The 22,997-nt window shown below is 60.1% G+C and carries 22 protein-coding genes; 3 read left to right on the top strand and 19 right to left on the bottom strand.

Annotated features, from left to right (window positions below):
* Positions 1–8 precede the first annotated feature (8 nt).
* Entirely contained in the window at positions 9–926 is a 918-nt protein-coding gene (locus IGX34_RS16360) for a cupin-like domain-containing protein (protein WP_192556803.1), read from the bottom strand.
* A 236-nt stretch (positions 927–1,162) separates the two neighbouring features.
* The gene (locus tag IGX34_RS16355; RefSeq protein ID WP_192556802.1) at positions 1,163–1,849 is read right to left on the bottom strand and encodes a hypothetical protein; all 687 of its coding nucleotides are present in this window, start codon (positions 1,847–1,849) and stop codon (positions 1,163–1,165) included.
* 250 nt (positions 1,850–2,099) lie between these two features.
* Between IGX34_RS16355 and IGX34_RS16350 the strand changes: the two genes are divergently transcribed.
* Entirely contained in the window at positions 2,100–2,798 is a 699-nt protein-coding gene (locus tag IGX34_RS16350; protein WP_192556801.1) for a J domain-containing protein, read from the top strand.
* A gap of 19 nt (positions 2,799–2,817) precedes the next feature.
* On the opposite strand, the gene IGX34_RS16345 is transcribed toward IGX34_RS16350, so the two are convergent.
* The 6 genes from IGX34_RS16345 to IGX34_RS16320 all read right to left on the bottom strand — a co-directional run bounded on the left by IGX34_RS16345 (position 2,818) and on the right by IGX34_RS16320 (position 10,370).
* Positions 2,818–4,215 (bottom strand): TIGR03013 family XrtA/PEP-CTERM system glycosyltransferase, encoded by a 1,398-nt coding sequence (locus IGX34_RS16345; RefSeq protein WP_192556800.1) that lies wholly within the window; start codon positions 4,213–4,215, stop codon positions 2,818–2,820.
* 322 nt (positions 4,216–4,537) lie between these two features.
* Positions 4,538–6,262: a GMC oxidoreductase gene (locus IGX34_RS16340; RefSeq protein WP_338015495.1), complete on the bottom strand. Its 1,725-nt coding sequence runs from the start codon at positions 6,260–6,262 to the stop codon at positions 4,538–4,540.
* 3 nt (positions 6,263–6,265) lie between these two features.
* Positions 6,266–7,276 (bottom strand): NAD-dependent epimerase, encoded by a 1,011-nt coding sequence (locus tag IGX34_RS16335; RefSeq protein WP_192556799.1) that lies wholly within the window; start codon positions 7,274–7,276, stop codon positions 6,266–6,268.
* Positions 7,277–7,330: 54 nt separating this feature from the next.
* Positions 7,331–8,608, bottom strand: a complete 1,278-nt coding sequence (gene tviB, locus IGX34_RS16330; RefSeq protein ID WP_192556798.1) for a Vi polysaccharide biosynthesis UDP-N-acetylglucosamine C-6 dehydrogenase TviB — start codon at positions 8,606–8,608, stop codon at positions 7,331–7,333.
* Between the two features lie 252 nt (positions 8,609–8,860).
* Positions 8,861–9,892, bottom strand: a complete 1,032-nt coding sequence (gene pyrC / locus IGX34_RS16325; RefSeq protein ID WP_192556797.1) for a dihydroorotase — start codon at positions 9,890–9,892, stop codon at positions 8,861–8,863.
* 52 nt (positions 9,893–9,944) lie between these two features.
* The gene (locus tag IGX34_RS16320; protein ID WP_192556796.1) at positions 9,945–10,370 is read right to left on the bottom strand and encodes a winged helix-turn-helix transcriptional regulator; all 426 of its coding nucleotides are present in this window, start codon (positions 10,368–10,370) and stop codon (positions 9,945–9,947) included.
* Between the two features lie 185 nt (positions 10,371–10,555).
* Here IGX34_RS16320 and IGX34_RS16315 point away from each other — a divergent pair, with 185 nt between their 5' ends.
* Together IGX34_RS16315 and IGX34_RS16310 are read left to right on the top strand one after the other, a co-directional pair.
* A complete protein-coding gene (locus IGX34_RS16315) occupies positions 10,556–11,875 on the top strand; it encodes a hypothetical protein (RefSeq protein WP_192556795.1) in 1,320 nt (439 codons plus the stop codon).
* 268 nt (positions 11,876–12,143) lie between these two features.
* Positions 12,144–12,542: a DUF6632 domain-containing protein gene (locus tag IGX34_RS16310; RefSeq protein WP_192556794.1), complete on the top strand. Its 399-nt coding sequence runs from the start codon at positions 12,144–12,146 to the stop codon at positions 12,540–12,542.
* A gap of 165 nt (positions 12,543–12,707) precedes the next feature.
* Here the strand turns inward: IGX34_RS16310 and IGX34_RS16305 are convergent, their stop codons facing one another.
* The 11 genes from IGX34_RS16305 to IGX34_RS16255 form a co-directional block, all read right to left on the bottom strand.
* On the bottom strand, positions 12,708–13,439 hold the full coding sequence (locus IGX34_RS16305) for an anti-sigma factor (RefSeq protein WP_192556793.1): 732 nt from the start codon (positions 13,437–13,439) through the stop codon (positions 12,708–12,710).
* A complete protein-coding gene (locus IGX34_RS16300; protein WP_192556792.1) occupies positions 13,436–13,996 on the bottom strand; it encodes a sigma-70 family RNA polymerase sigma factor in 561 nt (186 codons plus the stop codon). Before IGX34_RS16300 ends, IGX34_RS16305 begins: the two co-directional genes overlap by 4 nt.
* Positions 13,997–14,127: 131 nt before the next feature.
* Complete coding sequence (locus IGX34_RS16295; RefSeq protein ID WP_225737543.1) at positions 14,128–14,649, bottom strand: lipocalin family protein; 522 nt, start codon at positions 14,647–14,649, stop codon at positions 14,128–14,130.
* A 28-nt stretch (positions 14,650–14,677) separates the two neighbouring features.
* Positions 14,678–15,763 (bottom strand): SAM-dependent methyltransferase, encoded by a 1,086-nt coding sequence (locus IGX34_RS16290; protein ID WP_192556791.1) that lies wholly within the window; start codon positions 15,761–15,763, stop codon positions 14,678–14,680.
* Positions 15,760–16,560, bottom strand: coding sequence for a DUF1295 domain-containing protein (locus IGX34_RS16285; RefSeq protein WP_192556883.1), 801 nt, complete (start codon positions 16,558–16,560; stop codon positions 15,760–15,762). The genes IGX34_RS16290 and IGX34_RS16285 overlap by 4 nt, the downstream gene beginning before the upstream one ends.
* Positions 16,557–17,117, bottom strand: coding sequence for a DUF2878 domain-containing protein (locus IGX34_RS16280; RefSeq protein WP_192556790.1), 561 nt, complete (start codon positions 17,115–17,117; stop codon positions 16,557–16,559). Before IGX34_RS16280 ends, IGX34_RS16285 begins: the two co-directional genes overlap by 4 nt.
* A gap of 12 nt (positions 17,118–17,129) precedes the next feature.
* Entirely contained in the window at positions 17,130–18,392 is a 1,263-nt protein-coding gene (locus IGX34_RS16275; protein WP_192556789.1) for an SAM-dependent methyltransferase, read from the bottom strand.
* Positions 18,389–19,168 carry a DUF1365 domain-containing protein gene (locus IGX34_RS16270; RefSeq protein WP_192556882.1) on the bottom strand — a complete coding sequence of 260 codons (780 nt, stop codon included), beginning with the start codon at positions 19,166–19,168 and terminating at the stop codon, positions 18,389–18,391. The genes IGX34_RS16275 and IGX34_RS16270 overlap by 4 nt, the downstream gene beginning before the upstream one ends.
* Positions 19,168–20,436: an NAD(P)/FAD-dependent oxidoreductase gene (locus IGX34_RS16265; protein WP_192556788.1), complete on the bottom strand. Its 1,269-nt coding sequence runs from the start codon at positions 20,434–20,436 to the stop codon at positions 19,168–19,170. Before IGX34_RS16265 ends, IGX34_RS16270 begins: the two co-directional genes overlap by 1 nt.
* A 2-nt stretch (positions 20,437–20,438) precedes the next feature.
* Entirely contained in the window at positions 20,439–21,338 is a 900-nt protein-coding gene (locus IGX34_RS16260) for an acyl-CoA desaturase (protein WP_425598804.1), read from the bottom strand.
* 145 nt (positions 21,339–21,483) lie between these two features.
* Positions 21,484–22,251 (bottom strand): hypothetical protein, encoded by a 768-nt coding sequence (locus IGX34_RS16255; RefSeq protein ID WP_192556786.1) that lies wholly within the window; start codon positions 22,249–22,251, stop codon positions 21,484–21,486.
* Positions 22,252–22,997 lie beyond the last annotated feature (746 nt).

Below are 22,997 nucleotides of genomic sequence, written 5' to 3'. Positions count from 1 at the left end.
TCATTCGATCAATCAGCCAATGCATAGGCGCTCGGATGCGCCAGCGATGGACAGGCCGGTAGATGGCTGCCGGTGCCGTGCGTGGCAACCATGACGGACGCGGCGGCATAGGTCAGCGTGTCGACCAGCGGGCGCTTGCCCACCGGTACCGGCTTGATGCCTTTGCGGTAGAGCAGGTCGTTCACGACATGTCGCATGGCGTTACGCCGTGTCGCCGTCGTGCTGTAAGTAAGGCTGATGGTGATGGAAGGCTCGTCGCCGGTTTCCACCATGTGCGGACTGGTGATGGGCATGTAGACGCCCATGCCGGGGCCGACGGTGTAGACGTGGGCGCGCTCGCGGAATGCCTCGTCCCACTTCACCAATCCGAGATCATGCCGGGCATGGAAAACGTCGCGTGCGTGCTCGCTGCATACCTCGATGTCCTCGGCATCCCAGACGTAAACTTTCTTGGTGCCGCGAACCTGCAGCAGGATGCCGTGATTGCGGTCGATATGAAACGGCGTGGTGGTATGCGGCGAGGCCACGAAAATCCATCCGGCGCGGTAATGCATGCCCGGATCCTTGCGTTCGATCAGTGGCTGGATCGGGTCCATCGCCAGGTCGACCAGGCCGCGGTAGGTCGGGTCATCCTGCACGTGGCGCAGCAGCATCCACGCCTTGGCTTCGTTGATGCCTTGCAACGTATCGGCAGCGGATTTTCGATTGGGATAGAGACGGCCGACGTCATCGAAGTTCGCATCGGCGCCGGCTTCGTTGTTGAACGTAAACAGCCGCGTGCTGCCCTGGAACCGCTTGCCCAAGGCCACCAACTGATCGGGCTGCAACAAGGGATGGTCGGACAACCGGTGACGCACGGCCTGGATGCGCCACGGATCGAAGGTTTCCCAATCAAGATCGATAAGTGTCGTCGCGCTGGTGTTCATGATTGAGCCCTCCCGCCATACGAAAGAGTCAGTGCGGGGCGTAAATGCGCTTTGCTTCGACACATCGCGTACGTCGTTCGCCACGACGTCTTTACTTGCCGCAACAGACATTTAATGCAAATACCGGAGCTGCAAATACTGGCGTTGATGCGCCAGTCCCCACGAGTTCCACGTTTTGCCGCATGTCGATCAACTTGCCGATGCACCCAGGCATACAGGGTGCATCGCCCCACCATTTATTTGGACTGGAACGCCAACAACCACAAAATGGCGCCCTGAGCAGGGGCGCCGGCCCAGCTGACGTCGTAGCGTCCCGCAGCGGCTACCTGTTTGTAGGCCACTGCGCATTGCACGCCGCTGTTATCGGGAAGCTTCAGATAACTGTCGATGACAGTGAATCCGTTGTTGGGTACGGCGGACATCCGCTTGATGCCGCCATCGCCCCACCATACGGCGATCAGTGTTGCCGGACCGGTCGTGGTGACGCTGCCGCTGGTCATGACCAGGCCAGTAGGGGCGTAGTTCTGGCTGACATCCTGCAGAACGCCCGCATTCCTTATCTCGATGAACGGGACGGAGATTTCGCCCGCCGCATTGCCGTTCTTGGTGAAGCTGACGGTGTGTTCGGAGCCGCCTTTGGCGGCGAGCGCTACGTAGGCTTTGACGTTGAAGCGATCGCCGTAGCCATTGCCGAACGGAACGTCGTTGCCCAGTTGCTTCCAACGATTGCCGTAACTGTCGACAGGCCCTGAAGCATTGCTCAAATAACCGCCGTTGAAGACGATCAACGAACTGCCATGTTGCTGTGATGTGATCGGATCGGTGACGACCGGGCTGGTACCAAGTCCTTCGGACTGGGTTTGCAGCGTGTGGGCACCTAACGAAGGGGTCGAGGCATCGCCCGGGGCGCCCTGGGCTGGCACGCAACTTGCTGCTGCAACCCATAGGGCGCCAGCCGCGGCATAGCGGCAGCAGGCGGCAACATGGTCGCGACAGCCTTGCACGGGAATCCCCCTAGAGCTTGTGACCGATTTTGAGAACTAGGTCACACTAAGTCAAGCTCAAAATGTGCTTGCTTCGACGCCCGCCGTGCGCGAGGCTAACAGCACTCCTTGATAACCGCCGAGGCGGTCAGGCGCGCGGGAGGCGCCACCATGCAATAGGGGAAACGGCATGGCTAACGAGATCGATTTTCTTGAGTTGTATCGGCAGCTCAGGGTGAGTCCCGATTGCAGTCTGGAAGAATTCAAACGGGCCTACCGCCGCTGCGTATCCACCCTGCATCCAGACCGCAGACCTCCGGGGCATGACGGGTATATACATCCCCGCAGCGGGCAGCGCCTGCAGCAGATCAATGTTCAATATGAGGCAGCGATGGAATTTCTGCGGCTGCACGGGCGCCTTCCGGGCGCGCCGCCGCCCCAGGGCGTCACACCGCAAAGAGCCAGTCCGACGCCACGCCCGTCGCCGACACCGCCCCCACCACGGCCAACTTCCGCACGGGCGCCACGACGTCCGCAGGTAAAGTGGCTGATTCCGATTGCATTGCTCGCCGTCGTCATTCTGTTTTGGGGCGCATCCGCCGTGAATGCCCCAGCGGATGGCGGTGCCGATGGCGCCACCCGCGACAACGATGCCACCCGCGTTGAAGCACCGGCCCCGCCGATGCTGAGTTTGGGCATGTCGCAGGAAAATGTGCGCGCCATCGAAGGCAACCCAGTCGAGATTCGCGACGATTTGTGGGAATACGGACCATCGTGGGTGCGGTTCGACCACGGTTCGGTAGTCGATTGGTATAGCTCGCCCTTGCATTCACTGAAAACGGTGCAGGCAAAGCCTGCTCAAACCGAGTCGCCTGTTGCACGCAATTGATTTCGACACCGTTGAGGTCTTAGCGCGCGCCGCGGCTGAACAAGACGACTTCCACGGTTTCGATAAGGATCAGCAGGTCGAACAACAAATTGTGATTTTTCACGTAAAAAAGGTCGTATTTGAGCTTTTCGGCCGCATCCTCTTCCGATGCGCCGTACGGATAGCTCAGCTGCGCCCAGCCGGCGAGGCCAGGCTTCAAGCAGTGGCGCAAGCTGTAGTAAGGGATCTTGGTGGCCAGGTCTGCAACGAACTGCGGTCGCTCCGGGCGTGGCCCGACAATGCTCATATCGCTCTTGAGCACGTTCCATAGCTGCGGCAATTCATCAAAACGCAACTTGCGGCAGATACGGCCGACGCGCGTCACACGATCATCCTGTTTGCTGGCCCAGCGCGCTATGCCATCGCGTTCGGCGTCGGTACGCATGCTGCGGAATTTGAGCAGCCAGAACGTTTGCCCGTTTTTGCCTACGCGTTCCTGCCGATACAGAATGGGTTGGCCAGGGCCTGATTCCAGCCGAATGGCCAGGACGACCATCAGCATCAACGGCCAGCACAACAGCAACAACACCATTGCGGCCACCACGTCGAAACAACGCTTGGCCAGCCGATGCACCGGCGTGGCCTGGAAGCCGCTGGAAAAAACCAGCCACGACGGCTCCAGCCACAATTGCACGCGGCCGGATTCGCGTTCGAAGAAGGTAGTGAGATCGGTGATCGTGACGCCTGATTGCCGGCACTGCAGCAGACCGTCCATCGGCAGCCTGCCGCGGCGATCGTCGACGCCGACGACGATCTCGTCGATTTGCTCGCGCTTGGCCAGAACAGGCAAGGGGACGTCCGGCGCAAGCAACTTATCGGCAGGAATGGCGATATCTTCGCCGGGGCAGGGCACATAGCCGACGACCGTAAAACCGCGACGATCCGAGCGCCTGCGCATGCGGTTATGAATTTGCGCAGCACGCTGGCCGGTGCCGAGAATGAGTACACGCGGCTTGAGCGACTCGATCTCCACCATCCGCATAAAAAGGAGGCGAAACACTATCACCGCCACGAAGCCCATCGCCAGCGCCATACTGAGCACGCCGCGGCCGACATATGCCTGCGGCACGATGTAATAGCCAATCACCAGCAGCAGGCCGCCGATAATGAAGGCGACGCCCTGGCGCGCCACTGCGCCTTGCCAGGTCGTACGCAGATGCGTCCGGTATTCACCGAGCGCAACCATGCCGAGCATGATGGCCGATGCGAAGATAAAAGATCGCAGCAGCAAATGATGCGAAAAATCGACCAATTCGTCGGCATTACGAAAATAGCGAAGGTGCATCGCCACGTGAAGTGAGGATGCAAGCAACAGCAATTCGGTTGCGCCGAACAGCACTAGCCAGCGCACCGTTTGACGCCGTAAAAAGCGAAGCATTTGAATCCCCCAAACGCCATGTCCCCTGAGACGAAAATGAAGCTACCCCTTTTTTTTGCCGGTGTCGATGGCGATTTTTGGCGCTTCTCGCCGGTCAATCTTGCGATGCATAAAAGTGTTACATGGGTGATGCACACCTGGTGTTACATGGGTGATGCACATGTATGAGATCACTCGAACAAGGTTCATGTGGGGCGATAGAATCCAGCGGCACCCCGGAGCCACCTTTCACCGCATGCGCCGAACATGGTTGGCGGCGTGCACTTTTCCACGAAGCGGCGGGTAGGCTCCTCCCGCTCCGAAAGCGGGATAGAGGAGCGGCTTATATCGCCTCGGACAGGGCGGCAGTGCGGATCTGCGCACTCAGCCGATCGGCAAGCCGCAGGGCGAGCGCGACCACCGTAAAGGTGGGAAACGCCCAGCCACCGGTGGGGAATACCGAGCTTCCCGCAATATGCAGATTGTCGATGCCATGCACGCGGCACTGGCGGTCGACGACACCTTGCCGCGGATCGTCGGCCATGCGTGTCGTACCCAGGTGATGCGCAGTCGTGTGGACCTGGGCGGTTGCGTTGTCGTCGTCGCTCAACCAGGCAGCAGGCTGGTAGCTCCCTCCGCTGACGCGGGCCAGCTCGGCGCCGAACACCGATGCCGCCATTCGATAGGTATGCCGGTCGAGCGCGGTAATCCGCCAGTCGGCGCAGACCTTCGGCAAGCCCAACGGATCCCGTTCGTGGGCGAGCGTGATGCGACTATCGGGGTTCGGCGCCTGTTCGAAATATCCGATCAGTTCGACCCGATTGCTGCGCACGGTAGGTCTGCGTCGCAGTTTTTGCAGTGCCGCCCTGGCGATATCCGGAGAGCCAAGCCCGACGCGCAGCGCCAACATCGCAATATTGGCGTTGCGTTCGCGCATGTCATCGTCCGTGGCTGGCGCATTTCGCAGTGCGGCGCAAAGGCGGGCTTCGAGCAGCGCATTTTCGTCCTGCTCGGTCGGCCGTAAAGCGGCGCGCAAATCGCGCAGAGACCGAATGCCCTGCGGAACAGGGCCTTCGACGGCAAACGGATGTACGCGTCCATTCAAGATGCGCTGCGCTTTCTGGAATGCCTGCGACAAGCCGATTTCGGGAAACGCCGGTGCAAGGCCTTTGCCGAGGTTTCGGTCATAAGGCCGCGTGAGCCGCTCCGGCGCAGCGGTGACAATCGCACCCATGCTGCCGCAGGGATGGTCCATGAAATAGCGACCGACAAGATCATGGCGGTTGCCCAGGCCGGTAGGCATGAGGGCATTGGATAGCAGCAGCATGCGTGCATTTTCGATGCCGCCGCAGGCCAGCACATAGCGTTCTGCCCGCACCATGCCCGTGCGCCCATCGATCGTGCCGATGCGCGCGTGGCTAATCGTGTCCGCATTGGCCGATGCACACAGTTCGAGCAGGTTTGCATGCAGCAAAACCGTGATATTCGGTGCCTTGTCCAGTTGCTCCCGATAAGCCTTACCGAACAGGATCGGGCTGCGTGCAAAGACCTGATTGATCAGTTTGTCGGCGTCGAAAGCGATCGGATCATGGGCGAGCGGCGCCAGAAATGACCCGTCGGCGAAATCGTGCGCATCGATCTGGCAATACTCGCGTGCGCGCTCGTAATAGGGCTTCAGTTCGTCGTAGCCGATGGGCCAGCCGCTGTGCGGCACCCAATCCCGTGCAACTAAGTCGTGACGGCCAAATGGAATGCAACCGCCGCCCCATAAGTTGCAGCTGCCGCCGAATACGCGCATGCGTGACGTGCCTGCGTCGAAGGGCAGGGTGCCGATCGACAGGCCTTCGTACAAGGCCTGGCTCTGCTCTTCGCCGGTGGCGCCGCCGCCTTCGATCAGGCATACGGTGATCGATGTGCCGATGAAATGCCGTGCGATCGCAATGCCGGCGGCGCCAGCGCCGATGATGCAGAGGTCCGCGTCAATGGCCGGTGCGGCCGAACCATCCAGGTAGTCAATGATCACTTCGCCCCCGATGCTCACATTGGCGTGCGCCACGGCGAGCTGCACAAGCTACTCGCGGTAATAATCCCTATACCAGCTTACGAAGTTGGCGATGCCCGTGGCTACAGAAATTTTTGGCGCATAGCCAACGGACTGTATCAATTCTGTTACATCGGCTTCGGTGTCCGGCACATCGCCAGCCTGCAAAGGGAGCATCTCCATCTTTGCCTTGCGGCCCAGGCACTGCTCAAGCACCTCGATGTAATGAAGCAGTTCCACCGGCTGCTCGTTGCCGATGTTGTACAGCCGATACGGCGCCACGCCGCTACTGGCCGGATCCGGTGCGGCACCATTCCAGTGGGGGTTTTTGCCGGGTACGCGATCCAGGGTACGCACAACGCCCTCAACGATATCGTCGACGTAGGTAAAACTTCGCTTGTGCTTGCCGTGGTTGAAAACCCGGATCGGCTCGCCGGCAAGCATGGCTTTGGTGAACAGGAACAGCGCCATGTCAGGACGGCCCCACGGCCCGTAAACCGTAAAGAAGCGCAGCCCGCTGCTGGGAATGCCATACAAATGCGCATAGCTGTGCGCCATCTGCTCGTTGCCTTTCTTGGTGGCGGCGTAAAGCGTGAGCGGATGTTCGGCCGATTGGTGTTCGGAGAAGGGCATCGCGGTGTTGGCGCCGTAGACCGAACTTGTCGAGGCAAAAACCAGATGCTCCACGGAATGCCGACGGCAGCCTTCGAGGATATGCAAAAAACCGGTGACATTGCTGGAAACGTAAACGTGCGGATTTTCCGCGGCGTAACGCACGCCCGCTTGCGCAGCGAGGTTGATGACGCGCTGCGGCCGGTGCGATGCGAAAGTCTTTTCCACTGCATCGCGATCAGCAAGGTCGGCATGGATATGCGTGTAGCGCGGATGTTCGATGAATCGCGCCAGGCGCGCTTTTTTCAAATTGACGTCGTAATAATCGTTGAGATTGTCAAAACCGATGACCTCGTCGCCGCGCTCAAGCAGCTTGAGTGCAACATGCGAGCCGATAAACCCGGCCGTGCCGGTGACGAGCACTTTCATGGCATGACATCCTGTTAAGGCCGTTAAGGCAATGGTGCTGACCTAAGGGCGCTACTAAAGGCGCCCGTCGACCGCTTCACGCGGGAGCACATATTTCACGTCATAAATCACCGATGTCGGCTTGCCAAGGGCCCGTATGCCCTCCGCACCCATGGCGACGAATTCCCGATGCCCGACTGCGATGATGACCGCATCGTAAGTACCTGCCTGAGGCTGGCTCACGAGCGTGATCGCATATTCGTGCACCGCCTCGGCGGTGCTGACCCAGGGGTCGTGAACATCAACCTGCGCGTTGTAACCGGAAAGCGCCTTGGTGATATCCACCACGCGCGTGTTGCGCAGGTCGGGACAATTTTCCTTGAACGCCAGGCCAAGCACCAGGATGCGGGCGTTCACCGGATTGATGCCTTTGCGCACCATCAAGCGGATCACTTCGCTGGCGACATAGGGACCCATGCCGTCGTTGGTCCGGCGCCCGGCAAGAATGACATCCGGATGGTGTCCGACTTCCTGTGCCTTATGCGTGAGGTAATACGGGTCGACACTGATGCAATGGCCACCGACGAGGCCGGGCCGGAACGGCAGGAAATTCCACTTCGTACCGGCCGCCTGCAGCACTTCAAGCGTGTCGATACCGAGCTTGTTGAACAGGATGGCCAGGTCGTTGACCAGCGCAATATTGAGATCGCGCTGGGTGTTCTCGATCACCTTGGCCGCCTCGGCCACCTTCAGCGAACTCGCCTTGTGGGTGCCGGCGGTGATTACGGAACCATACAGGCTATCGACAAAATCCGCGGTTTCCGGGGTGGAGCCGGACGTGACTTTGAGAATGCTGGTGACGCGATGCTGTTTATCCCCAGGATTGATGCGCTCGGGACTGTAGCCGGCGAAGAAGTCGCGGTTGTAAACCAGGCCCGATCCTCTTTCAAGGATGGGAATGCAAACTTCCTCGGTGCAGCCCGGGTATACGGTTGATTCGTAGACCACCACGTCACCCGCCGCCAGCACCTTGCCAAGCGTCTCGCTCGCCTTGACCAATGGCGTGAGATCGGGGCGCTTGGCATTGTCGATCGGCGTCGGCACGGTAACGATATACGTGTTGCATTCGGCCAGGTCGGCCAGATCCGCACTGACCCGCAATCGCGTGGCCTCGACCAGTTCGGCAGCGCTGACTTCCAGCGTGCTGTCATGGCCGGCACGCAGTTCGTCGACACGCCCTTTATTGATGTCGAAACCGATCGTGTCGTAGTGCTTGCCAAACTCGACGGCTAACGGCAAGCCGACATAGCCAAGTCCAATAATGGCGAGCCTGGTGTTCTCCAGCTTCCGCATACGCGCCCCCTGATCGTCGGTACTTCCTGGTAAAAAATGGATCGGCCGGCCAACCTGCGCAGTTGACATCAGTCGCGGATTGTCTGCAACTGCTTCTTTTTGCCGCTATATGGATAGGGCGGTTAGCAGGGACAGGTCGGTATTGCGCCACCTATCTGCCAACACCACATCACCGGCCATGCCAGGCGATTAAGTCGATCAAGGTCAATGTCGCGCTCGCCATCCTTGGCAAGGACTCTGCGATGAGCAACGCTATTGGAGGCGCCAGGCCAAGGTTTCTCCGGCTAGAAAGGGCACCACGTCTTGGCCGCCGACATCCACGACATCAGGCACCTGCCAGGGGTTGCGCTCCAGCGTGATCCTGTCGGGATTGAGGGGTAGCCCGTAGAAACGGGGGCCGTATTCGGAGGCAAAGGCCTCAAGGCGATCGAGCGCACCTTCCTCATCGAACACGTGCGCATACACTTCGAGCGCAACCGGTGCATTGAATATCCCCGCGCAGCCACAAGCGGATTCTTTCATCGCGCGCGGATGCGGTGCAGAGTCCGTTCCGAGGAAGAATTGGGGCGAGTTGGAAGTCGCCGCTTTGCGTAGGGCGATGCGATGCCTTTCGCGCTTCGCCACTGGCAAGCAGTAAGCATGCGGGCGCAACCCGCGCTGGAACATCGCGTTGCGATTTATCACCAGATGATGGGGCGTGATGGTTGCTGCGACCTGATTACCGCCCTCCCTGATGAAATCGACCGCCTCGGCTGTGGTGATGTGCTCCAGTACGATCTTGAGCCCGGGAAAATCCCGCACGATCGAGGTAAGCACGCGCTCAATAAAGACAAGCTCGCGATCGAATACATCCACATCTGCATCCGTCACCTCGCCATGGATGAGCAGCGGCATACCGATCTTTTCCATCGTCGCCAGTACCGGATGGATTCGGCGAACGTCGGTTACGCCATGAGATGCATTCGTGGTGGCGTGAGCCGGGTAGAGCTTGCACGCGGCAAATACGTTGTCTGCGTAGCCCGCGGCCACTTCGGCAGGGTCGATGCCATCGGTTAGATAGCAGGTCATCAACGGGTGGAATGAGGTGCCCGACGGGATGACGGAGCGGATCCGGTCACGGTATTGGCGGGCAGCTTCCACGGTGCAGACCGGCGGAACCAAATTCGGCATGACGATGGCGCGCGCGAAGCTACGTGCCGTTGCCGCGACGGTCTGCGTAAGCTGAGCGCCATCGCGAAGATGGACATGCCAATCATCGGGCTTTCGGATTGAAACCGTCGTCATTGATTACGAATCTCCTGATTGATGTCTATAAAGCCGGCAGTAGCTCAGCAGCTCATTCTGATGCCGGAAGGTGTGTTTTTCGAAGCTCATTCATAAATTCTGCGCGCAGTTCAGGTCCACCTTCTTTCAAGGTGCGCGCCAGACCCTGCAACTTGGAAGTGGGCAAATACTCGTTTCCCCATGCAGCCATTTCCAACAGAAGAGGAACCAGTGCGATGCCTTTCTCCGTAAGGCTATAAATCGCCTTCTGTTTATGCGTCGGGTCATCGGACTTGGTAATGATGCCTTCCTGGACAAGCTTTCGAAGCCGGTCGGCGAGGATATTCGATGCGACCCCCTCCACCGATTGGGTCAGCAGTTCGCGGAAATGCCTTCGATTGACGAAAACGATGTCGCGAATGACGAGCAGGGTCCATTGATCGCCAAGCACTTCGAGCGCTTGGTTGATGACGCATTCGGATCGGTGACTCGTACGCACGCTGCTTCCCACTTGAGTGGCCGTTTCAGCCCCATTCTACGACTTTAAAACCAGTTGCATAATCTAACCAGTTGTATCAGTGTACTGGTTGTTATGCCGCGAGATCCGTCCAGCGGGCACTCGCGCCTAACGCTGCGTCGTCAGGAACCTGGGGGTGGGACTGAAACTTCGTGGGAGGCAAAAACATGAACATGTTCAAGCAGCTGCATAAGCTCTGGATACCATGCGCTACGATTTTTGCTCTGACCTATTTTGGCCATGCGTCCGCTCAAGTGAGCTATCAAGTGACCGATCTGGGCGTTCCGAAGAACGACAATTATTCAATGATCATGTCCGTCAACGATGAGGGCTGGTCAGAGATTATGGCTGGCAACTTTCTGCCGGGGCAGGGAGATTCGTTATCCGGGGTACCTTTAAACGGGCGCGCACTGATCAATGTCGACGGACATTATCTCGACCTCGGCACGCTCGGAGGACCGAACAGTTGGATGAACTTTGGCGAGATCAACGACTTCGCCCAGGTAGTGGGTGATTCCGAAACGGCTGTTCCCGACCCCAATGGCGAAGACATTTGCGGATTCGGCACTCACCTTACGTGCCTTCCGTTTCTTTGGCAGCCCTTCCATATGAGCGCCCTCCCGACACTAGGCGGCAATAACGGGGAGGCGAGCGCAATCAATAACCTTGGGCAAATCGTTGGCATGGCAGAAAACGGGGCCGTGGACGCCTCATGCCAGCCAGGCACCATGAATAATCGGGTTCAATTGCCGGTGTTGTGGGAAAACGGCAACGCCCACGCTCTTCCTACGGTAGACCGTGATCCCGACGGATTCGCATTTTGGATCAACGATCGTGGTGAGGCCGTCGGCTACTCGGGAAACTGCAGCGGCCCCATTCACGGCATCGTGTGGGAAAACCGAACCGCGTCTGCGCTTGCGGACCTCGGAACCGGCGGTTTCGCCGAGAACATCAACAACCAAGGCGAAATTGTCGGAACCGTCGGTAGTGCTGACGGAAGCACCCAAACTGGGGCGATTTGGCAGATCGTCAAAGGCACAGGCACCACCAAACTCACTACCGTGCTCGGACTGCTGCCGGGGGATGCTGCGGGCATAGCTTTCGGCAACAACAACGAGGGCCAGGTAGTAGGAGGGGAGTGGAACGCCAACTTCTACTGGTCGCATGCCTTTATCTGGCAGAACGGCGTAATGACCGATCTCAACACACAGTTCCCTGCCAGCTCCAACCTGTTCGCGACCTTCGCCGCCAAGATCAACAACCGCGGACAAATCGGAGGCATGGCCATCGTATGCAGCGGCCCGCACCAGGGCGAGATGCACGCCTTTCTAGCGACCCCTGTGAAGCAGGGCATGGGTGAATCGATTGCACAGGCCGCGCCTGATTGCCTGGAATCCAATTTTCCCGCAGCGGACGCTGTCAAACGGCTTTTGAAGAAATCCGGAGGCGGCGGCCAGCTCCTGCAAGGAATGGCGGGCAGACTTTAAGCGCGTGGTGGCTGGAAAAGCACCAAGGTAGCGGAATCAACACTCCAGCTAGGTCTGGCTATACTCGAGCGCGTTAGCCAGATTTGGCTGGGGAGAGTTGCTGCGGAATCCTGAGGTAGCGCTGCGGCCCATGCCGCGTGTCGCAACATGGATAACCGGACGTCGGGGGCGTAGATTCGGTAGTCAGGCCGCAACGTGAGATTCATATCGACCTTGTGCAATCAGCTGAGCCACCGGCCACCAGGCCATCACTGAAAAGGAGAACGCGGTGAACGAGTCCATTCGCCTTAAGTATCTTCGAATTGTGCTGGTATTAGTTGGTATCACATTTATCGCTGGCATCTATCTGCTGATGATGGTCTGGCCATCCGGCTGGACATGGCATACCGGTCATTCCGACTACCCTCTGATGATCGTAGGTGTCTACGCAACGCTTGGCGTATTTTTGCTTTTGGCCTCCCGCAACCCTCTAGCTCATCTCAGCCTCATCTGGTTTACGGTCTGGTCCAGCGTGGTGCACGGCGCAATCATGGCTTTCCAAGCATTGGCTAGCCCCATGAATCACGGTCATCTCATGGGAGACATTCCTGCGCTTTTCATTGTGGCGGCCGTACTCGCAGTACTGACCCCCAGGGCAAAAGACGCTGCTCTTGCTAAAACGGCCTAAGTATCCGCCGCATGCGTTGCGTGGTGATCAGCCTCGCTGCCAGCGCCAAACCAGACAGTACGCTTTTTACTGGCACACTTAACTGCGACGAGTAAGTGCAGTTGTTGGCAACTGACAACGTCGATTAATGGAGCACCAACACAGAGCTGAGCCATTCAAGTGTGCCTAGACATCAGGCGCGGCTCCGATCTGGCCTTGTGCGACGACTGGACCAGTAGGTTGTCCGGTCGGCGAACCACCCGGCGGCTCCAGCGATACCGCGAGAATTGCAGTCGGGCCGAGTTGGGAAAGTAGCGAAGGAGATAGCGACATGACGTTGGTGTCGTTTGGCTTGAATACGCCCACGGAAATGGGTTTTCCGCCGTGGGGAATCAGCCAGAGCTGCGTGCTGCGATCTTTCGTGTAAGCCGTCGGGCTGGCGGCGACCACAATCATTTCCTTGCGCGACAGATCCATGGTGGCGGTCCAGCCGACCACGCCATTGGTCTGCCTGATGCTCGACACCATCACGGTGTTCGCCACGATCTGCGGCGTCGGCACAGCCATGGTGCGGATAAGCACCACGACGCATGCCGCAGCGAGTACCGACGCACCCACGCCGATCCATCGCCATAAGCGCAGACTTTCAAGCAACGAACGACGCGGCGCGGGCTGACGCGCTTCGCTCCATTTCAGGCTTTGCGTGATGCGGCTCCATACATGTGCCGGCGGTGCTGCATCCGGCAGCGTATCCGTCAACGGAATCAGGTGACGTTGCCAGCGTGCCACGGCAGTGGCGGCTTCTACGTTTTCAATCACCTCGCGTGCCACAGCTGCGCGGGTATCCGCGTCCAGCACACCGAGCACGTATTCGGCGTAACGGAGATTATTTCGATCGTCGTCGTTATGCGTATTCATGTTTCAAGGCACGTGCGAAGTTGCAGCAGGCCACGGCGGATCCAGCTCTTCATGGTGCCGAGGGGTACCTGCGCCCGGTGCGCCAGTTCGTGGTAGGTGTTGCCGCTGAAAAACGCTTCGCGGATCGAACGGCGTTGATGCACATCCAGCTCCTGCAGGCATTCTTCCAGGCGCCGGTAGGATTGATGGCTTTCCACCGTGGCCACTGGTGTGGGCTCGTCGTCGGCGATGCTGTCGATGGCGAAGTCATGATCCAGCTGCACGTTTGCATGTTGGCGCAACCGGTCGATGGCCTTGTTACGCACCAGCGACACCATCCAGGTCATGGCACCGGCACGGCCCGGCTCGAAGGTGGCGCCACGCTGCCAGATGGAAACATAGGCTTCCTGCAGCACTTCTTCGGCCTCGCGCGGATCCGTGAGCATCCTGAGGCATACCCCGTACAGGCGCGGCGACGATCGGCGATAGAGCTCGGCAAATGCCTCGCGATCGTGATCGCCAACGCGTTGCAGCAATCGGTCGAGCTCTTCCTGATCGACAGTACGGGTAACACTCATGGGCAAAGAATCCTGGAGGGTTGGAAAGCCTGCGAGTGAGCGACGCCTGGAAACACGGCGCCATCTATAGCATGAAGGCCGGCGTGTCTGGCAGCGGCCGGCGCGGCTTTCATGTGCAGAAAACGTCAATGTCACGGCGTCGCTTCCGGCCATTGCTGGGGCACCCGGCGCAGCTTGCCGGTGTCGTAGCCCAGCTCAGCGACCTTGCTGACGAGTTGGGCGTAGTCATGCTCCGGCAGCGTTGGTGTGCGCGCCATGATCCACACATAGTCACGCTTGCTGCGGCCGACGATAACGGTGCGGTAGTCGCTGTCCAGGTAGGCGATGACGTATTCGGCCTTGATCGGCCAGACAAACTGTTCACCCCAGACCGCGTTGCCAGTGCCGGGCTGCACCGTCCCGACGGGATGCATGGTTTTCACCGGCGCAGCGAAGCTGGCGTTGCGGTAGCGGAAGTCGGTGGCAATGCGGCCGTCGGCAAGCAGGGTGTATGACTCCACCGCGTTGTAGGCATGGCGTTCGGGAAAGCTTGGAATCGACGCAATGACATACCAGCGGCCCATGTAGCGGGGCAGGTCTACCTGTGCCACGTGTGGCATGGGCTGCACTGCCGTGCAACCGGCCAACCCGATCACGGCAACAGCGCAGGACATGGCAGCGTTACGCAAGATGTTCACCACGTCACTCCTGCCGCGAAAACAGATAGTGCGCGACCAGCCACTGCTGGCCTGAGTCATAGCCGAACAGCTCCGCGCAGGCCATCCAGAACATCCGCCAGCGCTGGCACCACAGGTCGGCGTGTTCACGGCCATAGGCTTTGACCAGGGAGCGCATCACTTCGGTGTTGTTGGCGTCCTGGTTGGCCAGCCAGTCGTTGGCCGTTCGCTGGTAATGGCGGCCGTCCACCTTCCAGCGCTTTTCCAGGCTCAGGTCGCGCTGGAACCACAGCAAGGTATCCACCGAGGGCATCAGGCCGCCGGTAAAGAAGTGACGGCCCATCCAGTTGGTGTCGCCCTCCGTCTCGAACGTGTAGAGCAGGGTCTGGTGCGCAAAGATATGTACGAACAACTTGCCGCCCGGTCGCAGCCAGCTCGCAATGCGGGCCAGCAAGGTTTCGTAGTTGCGCATGTGTTCGAACATTTCGATCGAAACACAGCGGTCGAAGGCTTCGACATCGAGCGCCAGCGTGTTCACGTCAGTAGTGATGACCTTGACGTTGGAAAGACCGCGTGCAGCGCACACCGTCTGAATATGCGTGCGTTGGGAATGCGAGTTGGATACTGCGGTGATGCGCGCGCTTGGATAGCGCTCGGCCATCCATAGCGTTAGCGATCCCCAGCCACAGCCCAATTCCAGAATGTCCTGTCCGTCGCACAGTTGAGCGCGTTCGCCGTACAGTTCCAGCATCGCTTCTTCCGCCTGCGCCAGCGTCTCGTTGCCGGTGGGGTAGTAGCACGACGAGTATTTCATGCGCGGCCCCAGGCATGCCCGGAAGAACGCTGCGGGCAATTCGTAGTGCTGCGCATTGGCCGCGTCGGTGTGGATAGCTACCGGGCTGTGACGCAGCAAGTCGATGCGCTGCTGATACTGCGCCGACTCCGCGGTTACGCCCTGCGCAGATTCTTCGCGCAGCCGTTGCGCGCAAAGCCGGCGGATGCCCAGGCGCACCACGGCATCCGGTAGCAGCCCGCGCTCAGCCAGGCCCAGCAAGCCTGCTGCCGCCTGTTCGGGGCGCGGCATGTCTTGGGCTGCGGCGGTGGTGGTCATGAGGCCTCCTTGGAAGAAGTAGGGGATCTGGGAAACCACGGCATGAACATCGGCGTGGTGCGTTGATAGTCGCGGTAGTCGTCACCCCGTTTGCGCAGGGCCTGGGCTTCCGTAAAGGTCACGCCGCTGATCCAGCGCAGAAACACATACATGACGATCGGCCCCGACCATGCCAGCCACGCCAGCGGCGATCCCCACGCCAGCGCGACATAGGCGAACCAGTGCAGCCATTCAAAGAAGTAATTGGGATGCCGCGAATAGCGCCACCAGCCTTCGCGACAAGTCTTGCCGCTGTGCATGGGGTTGCTGCGGAATCGGGCCAGTTGCCGGTCGGCGCTGGTTTCGCCGGCAACGGCGATGATCCAGATGATTACGCCCAGGATCAGTGTCGGCGTCACGGCACTTACGGGATTGCGTGCAACCGCGACAAACGGCAAGGCGAACAGCACCACCAGCACGGCCTGGCCTTCGAAGAATAAAAAGAACTTCCCTTGATGGCCTTGCCAGTGCGATCGAAGGTAGCGATAACGACCGTCCTCCGCTTCATGCAGCACGCGGCGCGCCAAGTGCCAGGCAAGCCGTGCCGCCCACGCAGCACCGAGCAGCGCCATCGTGTATCGCGGCCATGGCGCGCCCGTACCACTCCATGCCATCCACACGGCACCTAAACCGACGCCGATCGACCACAGCACATCCACGATGCCTGCATTGCTATGGCGCTTTTGCCAGCGCCATCCAAACGCCATGACGATCACCATGACGGCGAGCAGGATGCTCAATTGCAGTGAGATGCTCATCGATGCTGGGCTCCAGCAGAAATATGTGCGTTGCGAGTGGCCAAGGAAAACCGACGTGCGCAGACACCCAGCAACGGCAAGGCGATCGCCCAGCACACGCTCAACCAGATCAGTCCGCGCCACGCCGGATGCGGGAAATCGACCGCGTGCCATCCACGCTGCGCACCCAGATATGCCAGCGGTGCGCCGATCGCGCCGAAGGCCAATGCCAGCCACCAGCGATCACGAAGATAGGCCAGGCTTTGGTTGACGGTCATCGCAAAAGACAACCACAACACCAGAATCCACACCGGCGCACCGTGCGCGGGAATGGCCGGCGACGGCGTGGCGTAATGTGCCCAGCCCATGCGTGCCGCAACGCCATCGATCAACACGCCGAAGATCAGCGCCATGCCGAGCAGGCGCCATTCTGTCGAGCGGCTCGGCGCCAAAGCTAACTGGGATGACACGAAGGCCGCACTGGCCAGAAGCGCTGGCCATATCAGGCCATGAGCGGCGCCGATAACGGCGGCAAACCACACCAGCTGATAAGCGATGAAGTTGATCCAGCGCATCATGCGAACGGCCTGTCAGGTCCAACGCGGCTGCGAAGGCCGCGCCTGCGGTCGCGCCAACAGGAGGTGCGATACGCCGATCGAACGCTCGCGAAAACCGCCTTCGCAATACGCCAGGTAAAACTCCCACAGGCGGATAAATCGTTCGTCGAAACCTTGCGCGCGCACGTTTTTCAAAGAGCTCTGGAAGCGTTCTTGCCATGCATGCAGGGTTTGCGCGTAAGAGAGACCGAAATCCTCCAGATGGACCAGCGCCAGGTCGCTGGCCTTGGTCTTGGCTTCCAGCATGGCGCTGATGGAAGGAATAAAGCTGCCGGGAAACACATGCCGCTTGATGAAATCCACCACCTTGAGCGCCTGCCGGTAGCGATGATCTTCGATGGTGATGGCCTGGATCAGCGCGAGTCCATCGGGCTTGAGCAGTTGGGTGAGCTTGGCAAAGTAGGTAGTGAGGTACGGCGCGCCAATCGCCTCGATCATCTCGATGGATACCAGGCGATCGTAGTTGCCTTGCAGGTCGCGGTAGTCCTTGAGCAACAGCGTGACCTGCTCGTTTAGCCCGGTTTCGCGTACGCGCTCCGCCGCGTACGCATGCTGTTCGCGGGAAATCGTGGTGGTGGTGACATGGCAGCCGTAGTGCCTGGCGGCGTGGATGGCGAAGCCGCCCCAGCCGGTGCCGATTTCCACCACGTGCATGCCTGGCTGCAGGCCGAGCTTGCGGCATATGACATCGAGCTTGTGGGCCGAGGCCTGCTCCAGCGTGTTGCCGTCATCGGCCCACAAGGCCGACGAATACATCATGTCGGGCGAAAGAAAGCAGCGGAAAAAGTCATTGCCGAGATCGTAATGTTGCGCAATGTTGCGGCGGCTGCCGGCATGGGTATTGCGCCGCCTTGCATGCCATAGCTTGAGCACCGCGCCGCCCAGCCGGGCCACGCCACTTTCCATACCGTCCAGCAGATCGCGGTTGCGTACCAGCAGACGTACCAGCCCGACCAGGTCATCGCAATACCAGAGACCGTCACCGTAGGCATCGCCGGCGCCCACGCTGCCTTGCATGGCCACGGCGCGGTAGAACATGGCGTCGCTGACCGTCACGTGCACCGTCGGCGAATCGTTGGAAGTGTTGCCCAGCTCCACGTCGCCCCATGCATCGTGCAGGACGAGCTTGCCGTGCCGCAGGCCCTGCAGGCTGGCGACAACACGGTCGCGCAGAAAGCGGCCCTGCGTGGAAGCTGTGGTGGATGAGCGAAGTGCGGAAGAGGCGAGCTCGTTCATGAGAGATCCCTGAGCTTGGAGGGGGGGTGGTCGTAAACCGGATTGCGCTTCAGCCACAGTCGCAGCGCCTGCCAGTGGATGGCGCCGACGACTTGCGCGGTCATTAGCGGAAAGCGCCACAGCACGCGTGCGAGCGATGCGCTATCCAGCGGCCGGCGCGTCAAGGCCAGCGTGGCGTCGAAATCCGGTTCTTGTTCGGCCAGTACCTTCATATGCACGCGCAGATCGTCGGCGGGCGGCGTAAAGCGCCAGTCGTAGCGACGCTGCATGGCCATGAAGGGTGATACGTGGAAGCCTTTGTCGAAGTGCCAATGCAGTGCGCGGCCGTGTTGCTCGGCCTCGGCCACCGGCAATACATAGGCGTGACGTTCATGCCATGGCGTATTGGTGATTTCCGCCACGATGCCATCCAGCGTGACGCCATCGCTGGCATAGCAGTAATAGAAAGCGACCGGGTTGAAGACATAGCCCGCATAGCGCAGATGCGCCAGCATGCGTACCGGTCCGCCCGGCTTTTTGCCGGTGCGTTCGGCGAATCGTTGCCGGACTGCTTCAGCCAAGGGCAGGTCGGTCGGACCCAGATAATCGCTGCGCCGCCACTCGGCGAGGTTGCGTCGATCCGCCGACCACAGACGGTGGCCTTCGAACACGTGATCCAGCTCGTCCAGATCCAGATAGAGCTGCGCCATGCGATAGGTAAAGGCATGCGCATGCGGCCGATGGCGCCGGTGCGTCACCTGGCCTTCGTATACGGCGCTGGCGAGTGTCGGGGGCATCACGCGGCGGCCTGCGTGTGTGCAGCAGCATCCAGGCGCTGTATCTCGGCGACGACATCCGCCGCACTGCGCATGCCGTCTTCATGGAATCCCCACCCCCAGTACGCACCGGCAAACCAGGTTCGGCGCCGACCCTGAATCTCGGACTTGCGCTTTTGCGCAGCGACCGCCGCTACATCGTAAACCGGATGGTGATACGTCATCCGGCGCAGGATGTGTGCTGGATCGATGGCCTCGGTGCGATTGAGCGTGACGACAAACGGGCGCGGCGACGAAACGCCCTGTAGCAGGTTCATGCAATAGCTGACCGTGCAAGCCTGATCTTTGCCTGCTGGCACATACGCATTCCACGCCGCCCAGGCTTTGCGGCGGCGAGGCAGCAGGGAAGCATCGGTGTGCAGCACCGTGTCGTTGGCCTGATAGCGGATGGCGCCGAGCACATCGCGCTCGGCCGGACTGGCGTCGGCGAGCAGCGCAAGCGCCTGGTCGCTGTGACAGGCGAGCACGATGTGATCGAACGCTTCGGTTCCGTAAGGTGTGGCGACATCCACCCTGTTGTCGTGGCGTCTTATCGAAGTGACCGGACACGCAAGGCGTTCGCGCACACGCCAGTGTTTCCGCATCGCGGTGACATAGGTGTTCGAGCCACCTTGCACGACGCGCCAGGGCGGACGGTCGGCGATCTGCAACATCTGGTGATTGGCCATGAACTGCACCAGGTAGCGCACCGGAAACGACAGGATCTGTGCGGAAGGCGATGACCACAGCGCCGAGGCCACCGGCACCAGGTGATCATCACGGAAGGCCTCGCCATAGCGATGTTCGGCGAGGTAATCGCCTAGGGTCTGGTTCGATCGGTCCTGCTCCAACAATGCGGGTGCTTCACGATAAAAACGCATCAGGTCGCGTACCATGCCCAGGAAGCGTGGCGACCACAGATTGCGTCGCTGGCAGAACAACTGGCCGAGCGTGCCAGCGTTGTATTCCAGGCCGGTGGCGGCGTTCTGGACGGAGAAGCTCATCGTGGTGGCCTGGCTCTCCACGCGCAGCTCGTCGAAGAGCTGGCTCAGCAGCGGATAGTGCGCGCGATTGAAGACGATAAAGCCGGTGTCGATGCGATAGGCTTGCCCGTCCTGCTGTACGTCGTGCGTGTGGGTGTGGCCACCCAGGTAGTCGTTGGCCTCAAACAGGGTGACGTCCTGCGAACGCGACAGCAGGTAGGCACTGGCCAGCCCGGCAATGCCGGATCCGATCACGGCGATACGCATGCTCAATACCTCGCCTTGCTCTCGATCCAGGCCGGCACCGGCTTAAGGTTCCACACCAGCCCCAGCGCGGCGAGCAGCCGCAAGCCGTACCAGGTGAGATCGATTTCCCACCACCGGAAACCCTGCCGTGCGGAGCCCGGATAGAAGTGATGGTTGTTGTGCCAGCCCTCACCAAACGTGATCAGCGCGAGCCACACGTTATTGCGACTGTCGTCCCGGGTGTCAAAGCGACGACTGCCGAAGCGGTGCGCCAGCGAGTTGATCGTCACCGTGGCGTGAAACAGCACCACGGTGGAGATAAAGAATCCCCAGGTCAGCATCTGTCCACCGCTGGTGCCAAACGTCGGTGCGTAGCGATGCAGCAGGGCGCCGAAGAGATACAGCAACACGGCGAGTGCAACGGGTACGGCGGTGTCATAACGATCCAGCCAGCGCAGTTCGGGGTAGCGGCTCAGATCGGGAACGCGAGCAAGGTCGGTGTGAAAGGCACGCGGCGTCAGGAACCAGCCCATATGGCTCCAGAGAAACCCGAACACCGTGGGCGAGTGGGGGTCCAGCTGCGTATCGGCATGGCGATGATGGTTGCGGTGATGCGCGGCCCACCAGAGCGGCCCTCGCTGTACGCATGCCGCGCCGATCAGTGCAAAAGTGAATTGCACCGCGCGCGAGGTCTGAAAAGCACGATGCGAAAAGTAGCGGTGATAAAAGCCGGTCAAGGCAAACATGCGCAACGCATACAGCGAGGCGGCCACCGCCAATGCAACCGGCGATACGCCTACCCAGAACACGCCCAGGCAGGCCAGGTGGAGAATCACGAATGGCGCGGCGCGCAACCAGTCGATGCGGGAGTCCAGTGCATTGGCCCGATCCGGGCTGCCCTGCGTGTCGAACCAGTTGAGCAGGGATGCAAGCGCTCTGGGCGATGGCTGATCCACGGGGCGGGCGGGAAGCTCAGGCCGTTGCATGAGGGTGTCCAGAAGAGGGGCTTACAGGGATATACGGAGCAAGGCGCCCGGCGGATGCAAAAAACTTTGCGCCCGCGGGGACTCACGGCGGGCATCGATTCACCAGGGGAAGGCCGGCGGCCTGCCGGATGTCCTGCGGGGTGGGCGCTGGCTGTTCCGCCGAGACCGGAAACTCGATCCGTACGGTCTGGCTGCCGCCGCTTGCATCGTGGATGTTGCTGATACCTTTAAATTGCACCAGCCGCCGGTCGGCCGTGTCATAGGTCAGGTTGATCGAGGGCGCGGCAAAGCCGTACCAGGTATCGAGACTCAGGCGTATGTGACGCCTGCCTGCAGCGGACGATGTATCGGTGAGGCGCAGGTCCATATAGCCCAGCCGGCTCGGCACCAGGAAGGCGAGGCGTGCCTGCGGATCGAGGCTGTCGAAATGATCGCGCACATAGGCATCGAACCCCGCATCGATGACCGCGTTAACGGGCATCTCCAGCGGCGCCGATCGCAACGGGGAATGGTCGTTTACCTGGACGTAGACCTTGCGTGCACCAGGCGGCCCGGATACCCCTTCGCGGTAGCCGGTGCGCGCGTCAACAAGGTCGAAATCTGGATCGGAAGCCGACGCCGCACCCCGTACCCATTTGCGTGCAAACGGTTGGCCGGATGGACAGCGGTAGAGCACCAGCCGCGTACGCTGATCGTTTTGGTCGAACACGAAGTGCTCTTCCTGATACAGTTTTTGACCGCTGTGGGCGTCGTACGCAATACCAAGGTAATGCAGATTTTCGGTTGCATTGGCTACCCATGGAAGGGCTGCAAAGATGGCGATCCAGGCTTTGCGTGGATAATTCCGCATGACTGGGCGTACTCCGGCAGGGTCTATATCTGCTTATACGGAGCGGTGGTTGCTTTGGATGCACTAGAGGGGGCGGCTATCTTTGCCGGCTAGGGAGGCGGTGAGCGGGTTTGATGAATTTCAGCTTTGCTGCCGAGAGGTGTCGCCGAGGCCCGATGATTAGGGATGGTTATCGCTGGTATGGCAAAAGCCTGTTGGCGTAGCGCCTAACCAGTGCATATTGCTTATCTGTAATTTCTCCTTGGCGTTCGTAACGTCAAGTCTTTGCAGGGCATGACTCTTATTTAATGTGTGGCAGTCACGGTTTGGCGCGGTTGTTATGGTAAGTCGGCCGTGACCAACCTGAGCTGCTGACCCGGCTCGTTGCCCGAGGAGGAGGCACTCTCGTGAGCGTCAGGCCATCGTTGACAAGAAGTTCACACCTAGATCGCTAATTTCGTCACGCTATTTTGACTGGATTTATGTAAGCCAGGCATTCACAGGGGGAAGGGATTCATGCATTTCAAAGCAGCTGCGGCCTCGCTTGGAGCCTGTTTGTTGTGCGCGTGCAACACGCTGGCGCCCATGGCGCAAGAACAGAAGGTAGCGAATCAATTTTCGACGGGCGTGAGTGGCCTGCACTAACTGGTCCAGATGTAGGGTTAGTTTAAGCAGCGAGCTTCAGATGTACATCCTGGATGGCTGGCAGGACAGCTTCAGGAGCCGGTGGCCGATAATTCAACGCGCTATGCGGCCGAACCGTGTTG

Source organism: Dyella acidiphila (genome assembly GCF_014863405.1).
Lineage (GTDB): Bacteria > Pseudomonadota > Gammaproteobacteria > Xanthomonadales > Rhodanobacteraceae > Dyella_B > Dyella_B acidiphila.
The sequence above is the reverse complement of the archived record's forward strand: the minus strand, read 5'-3'. Positions and strand labels throughout refer to the sequence as shown.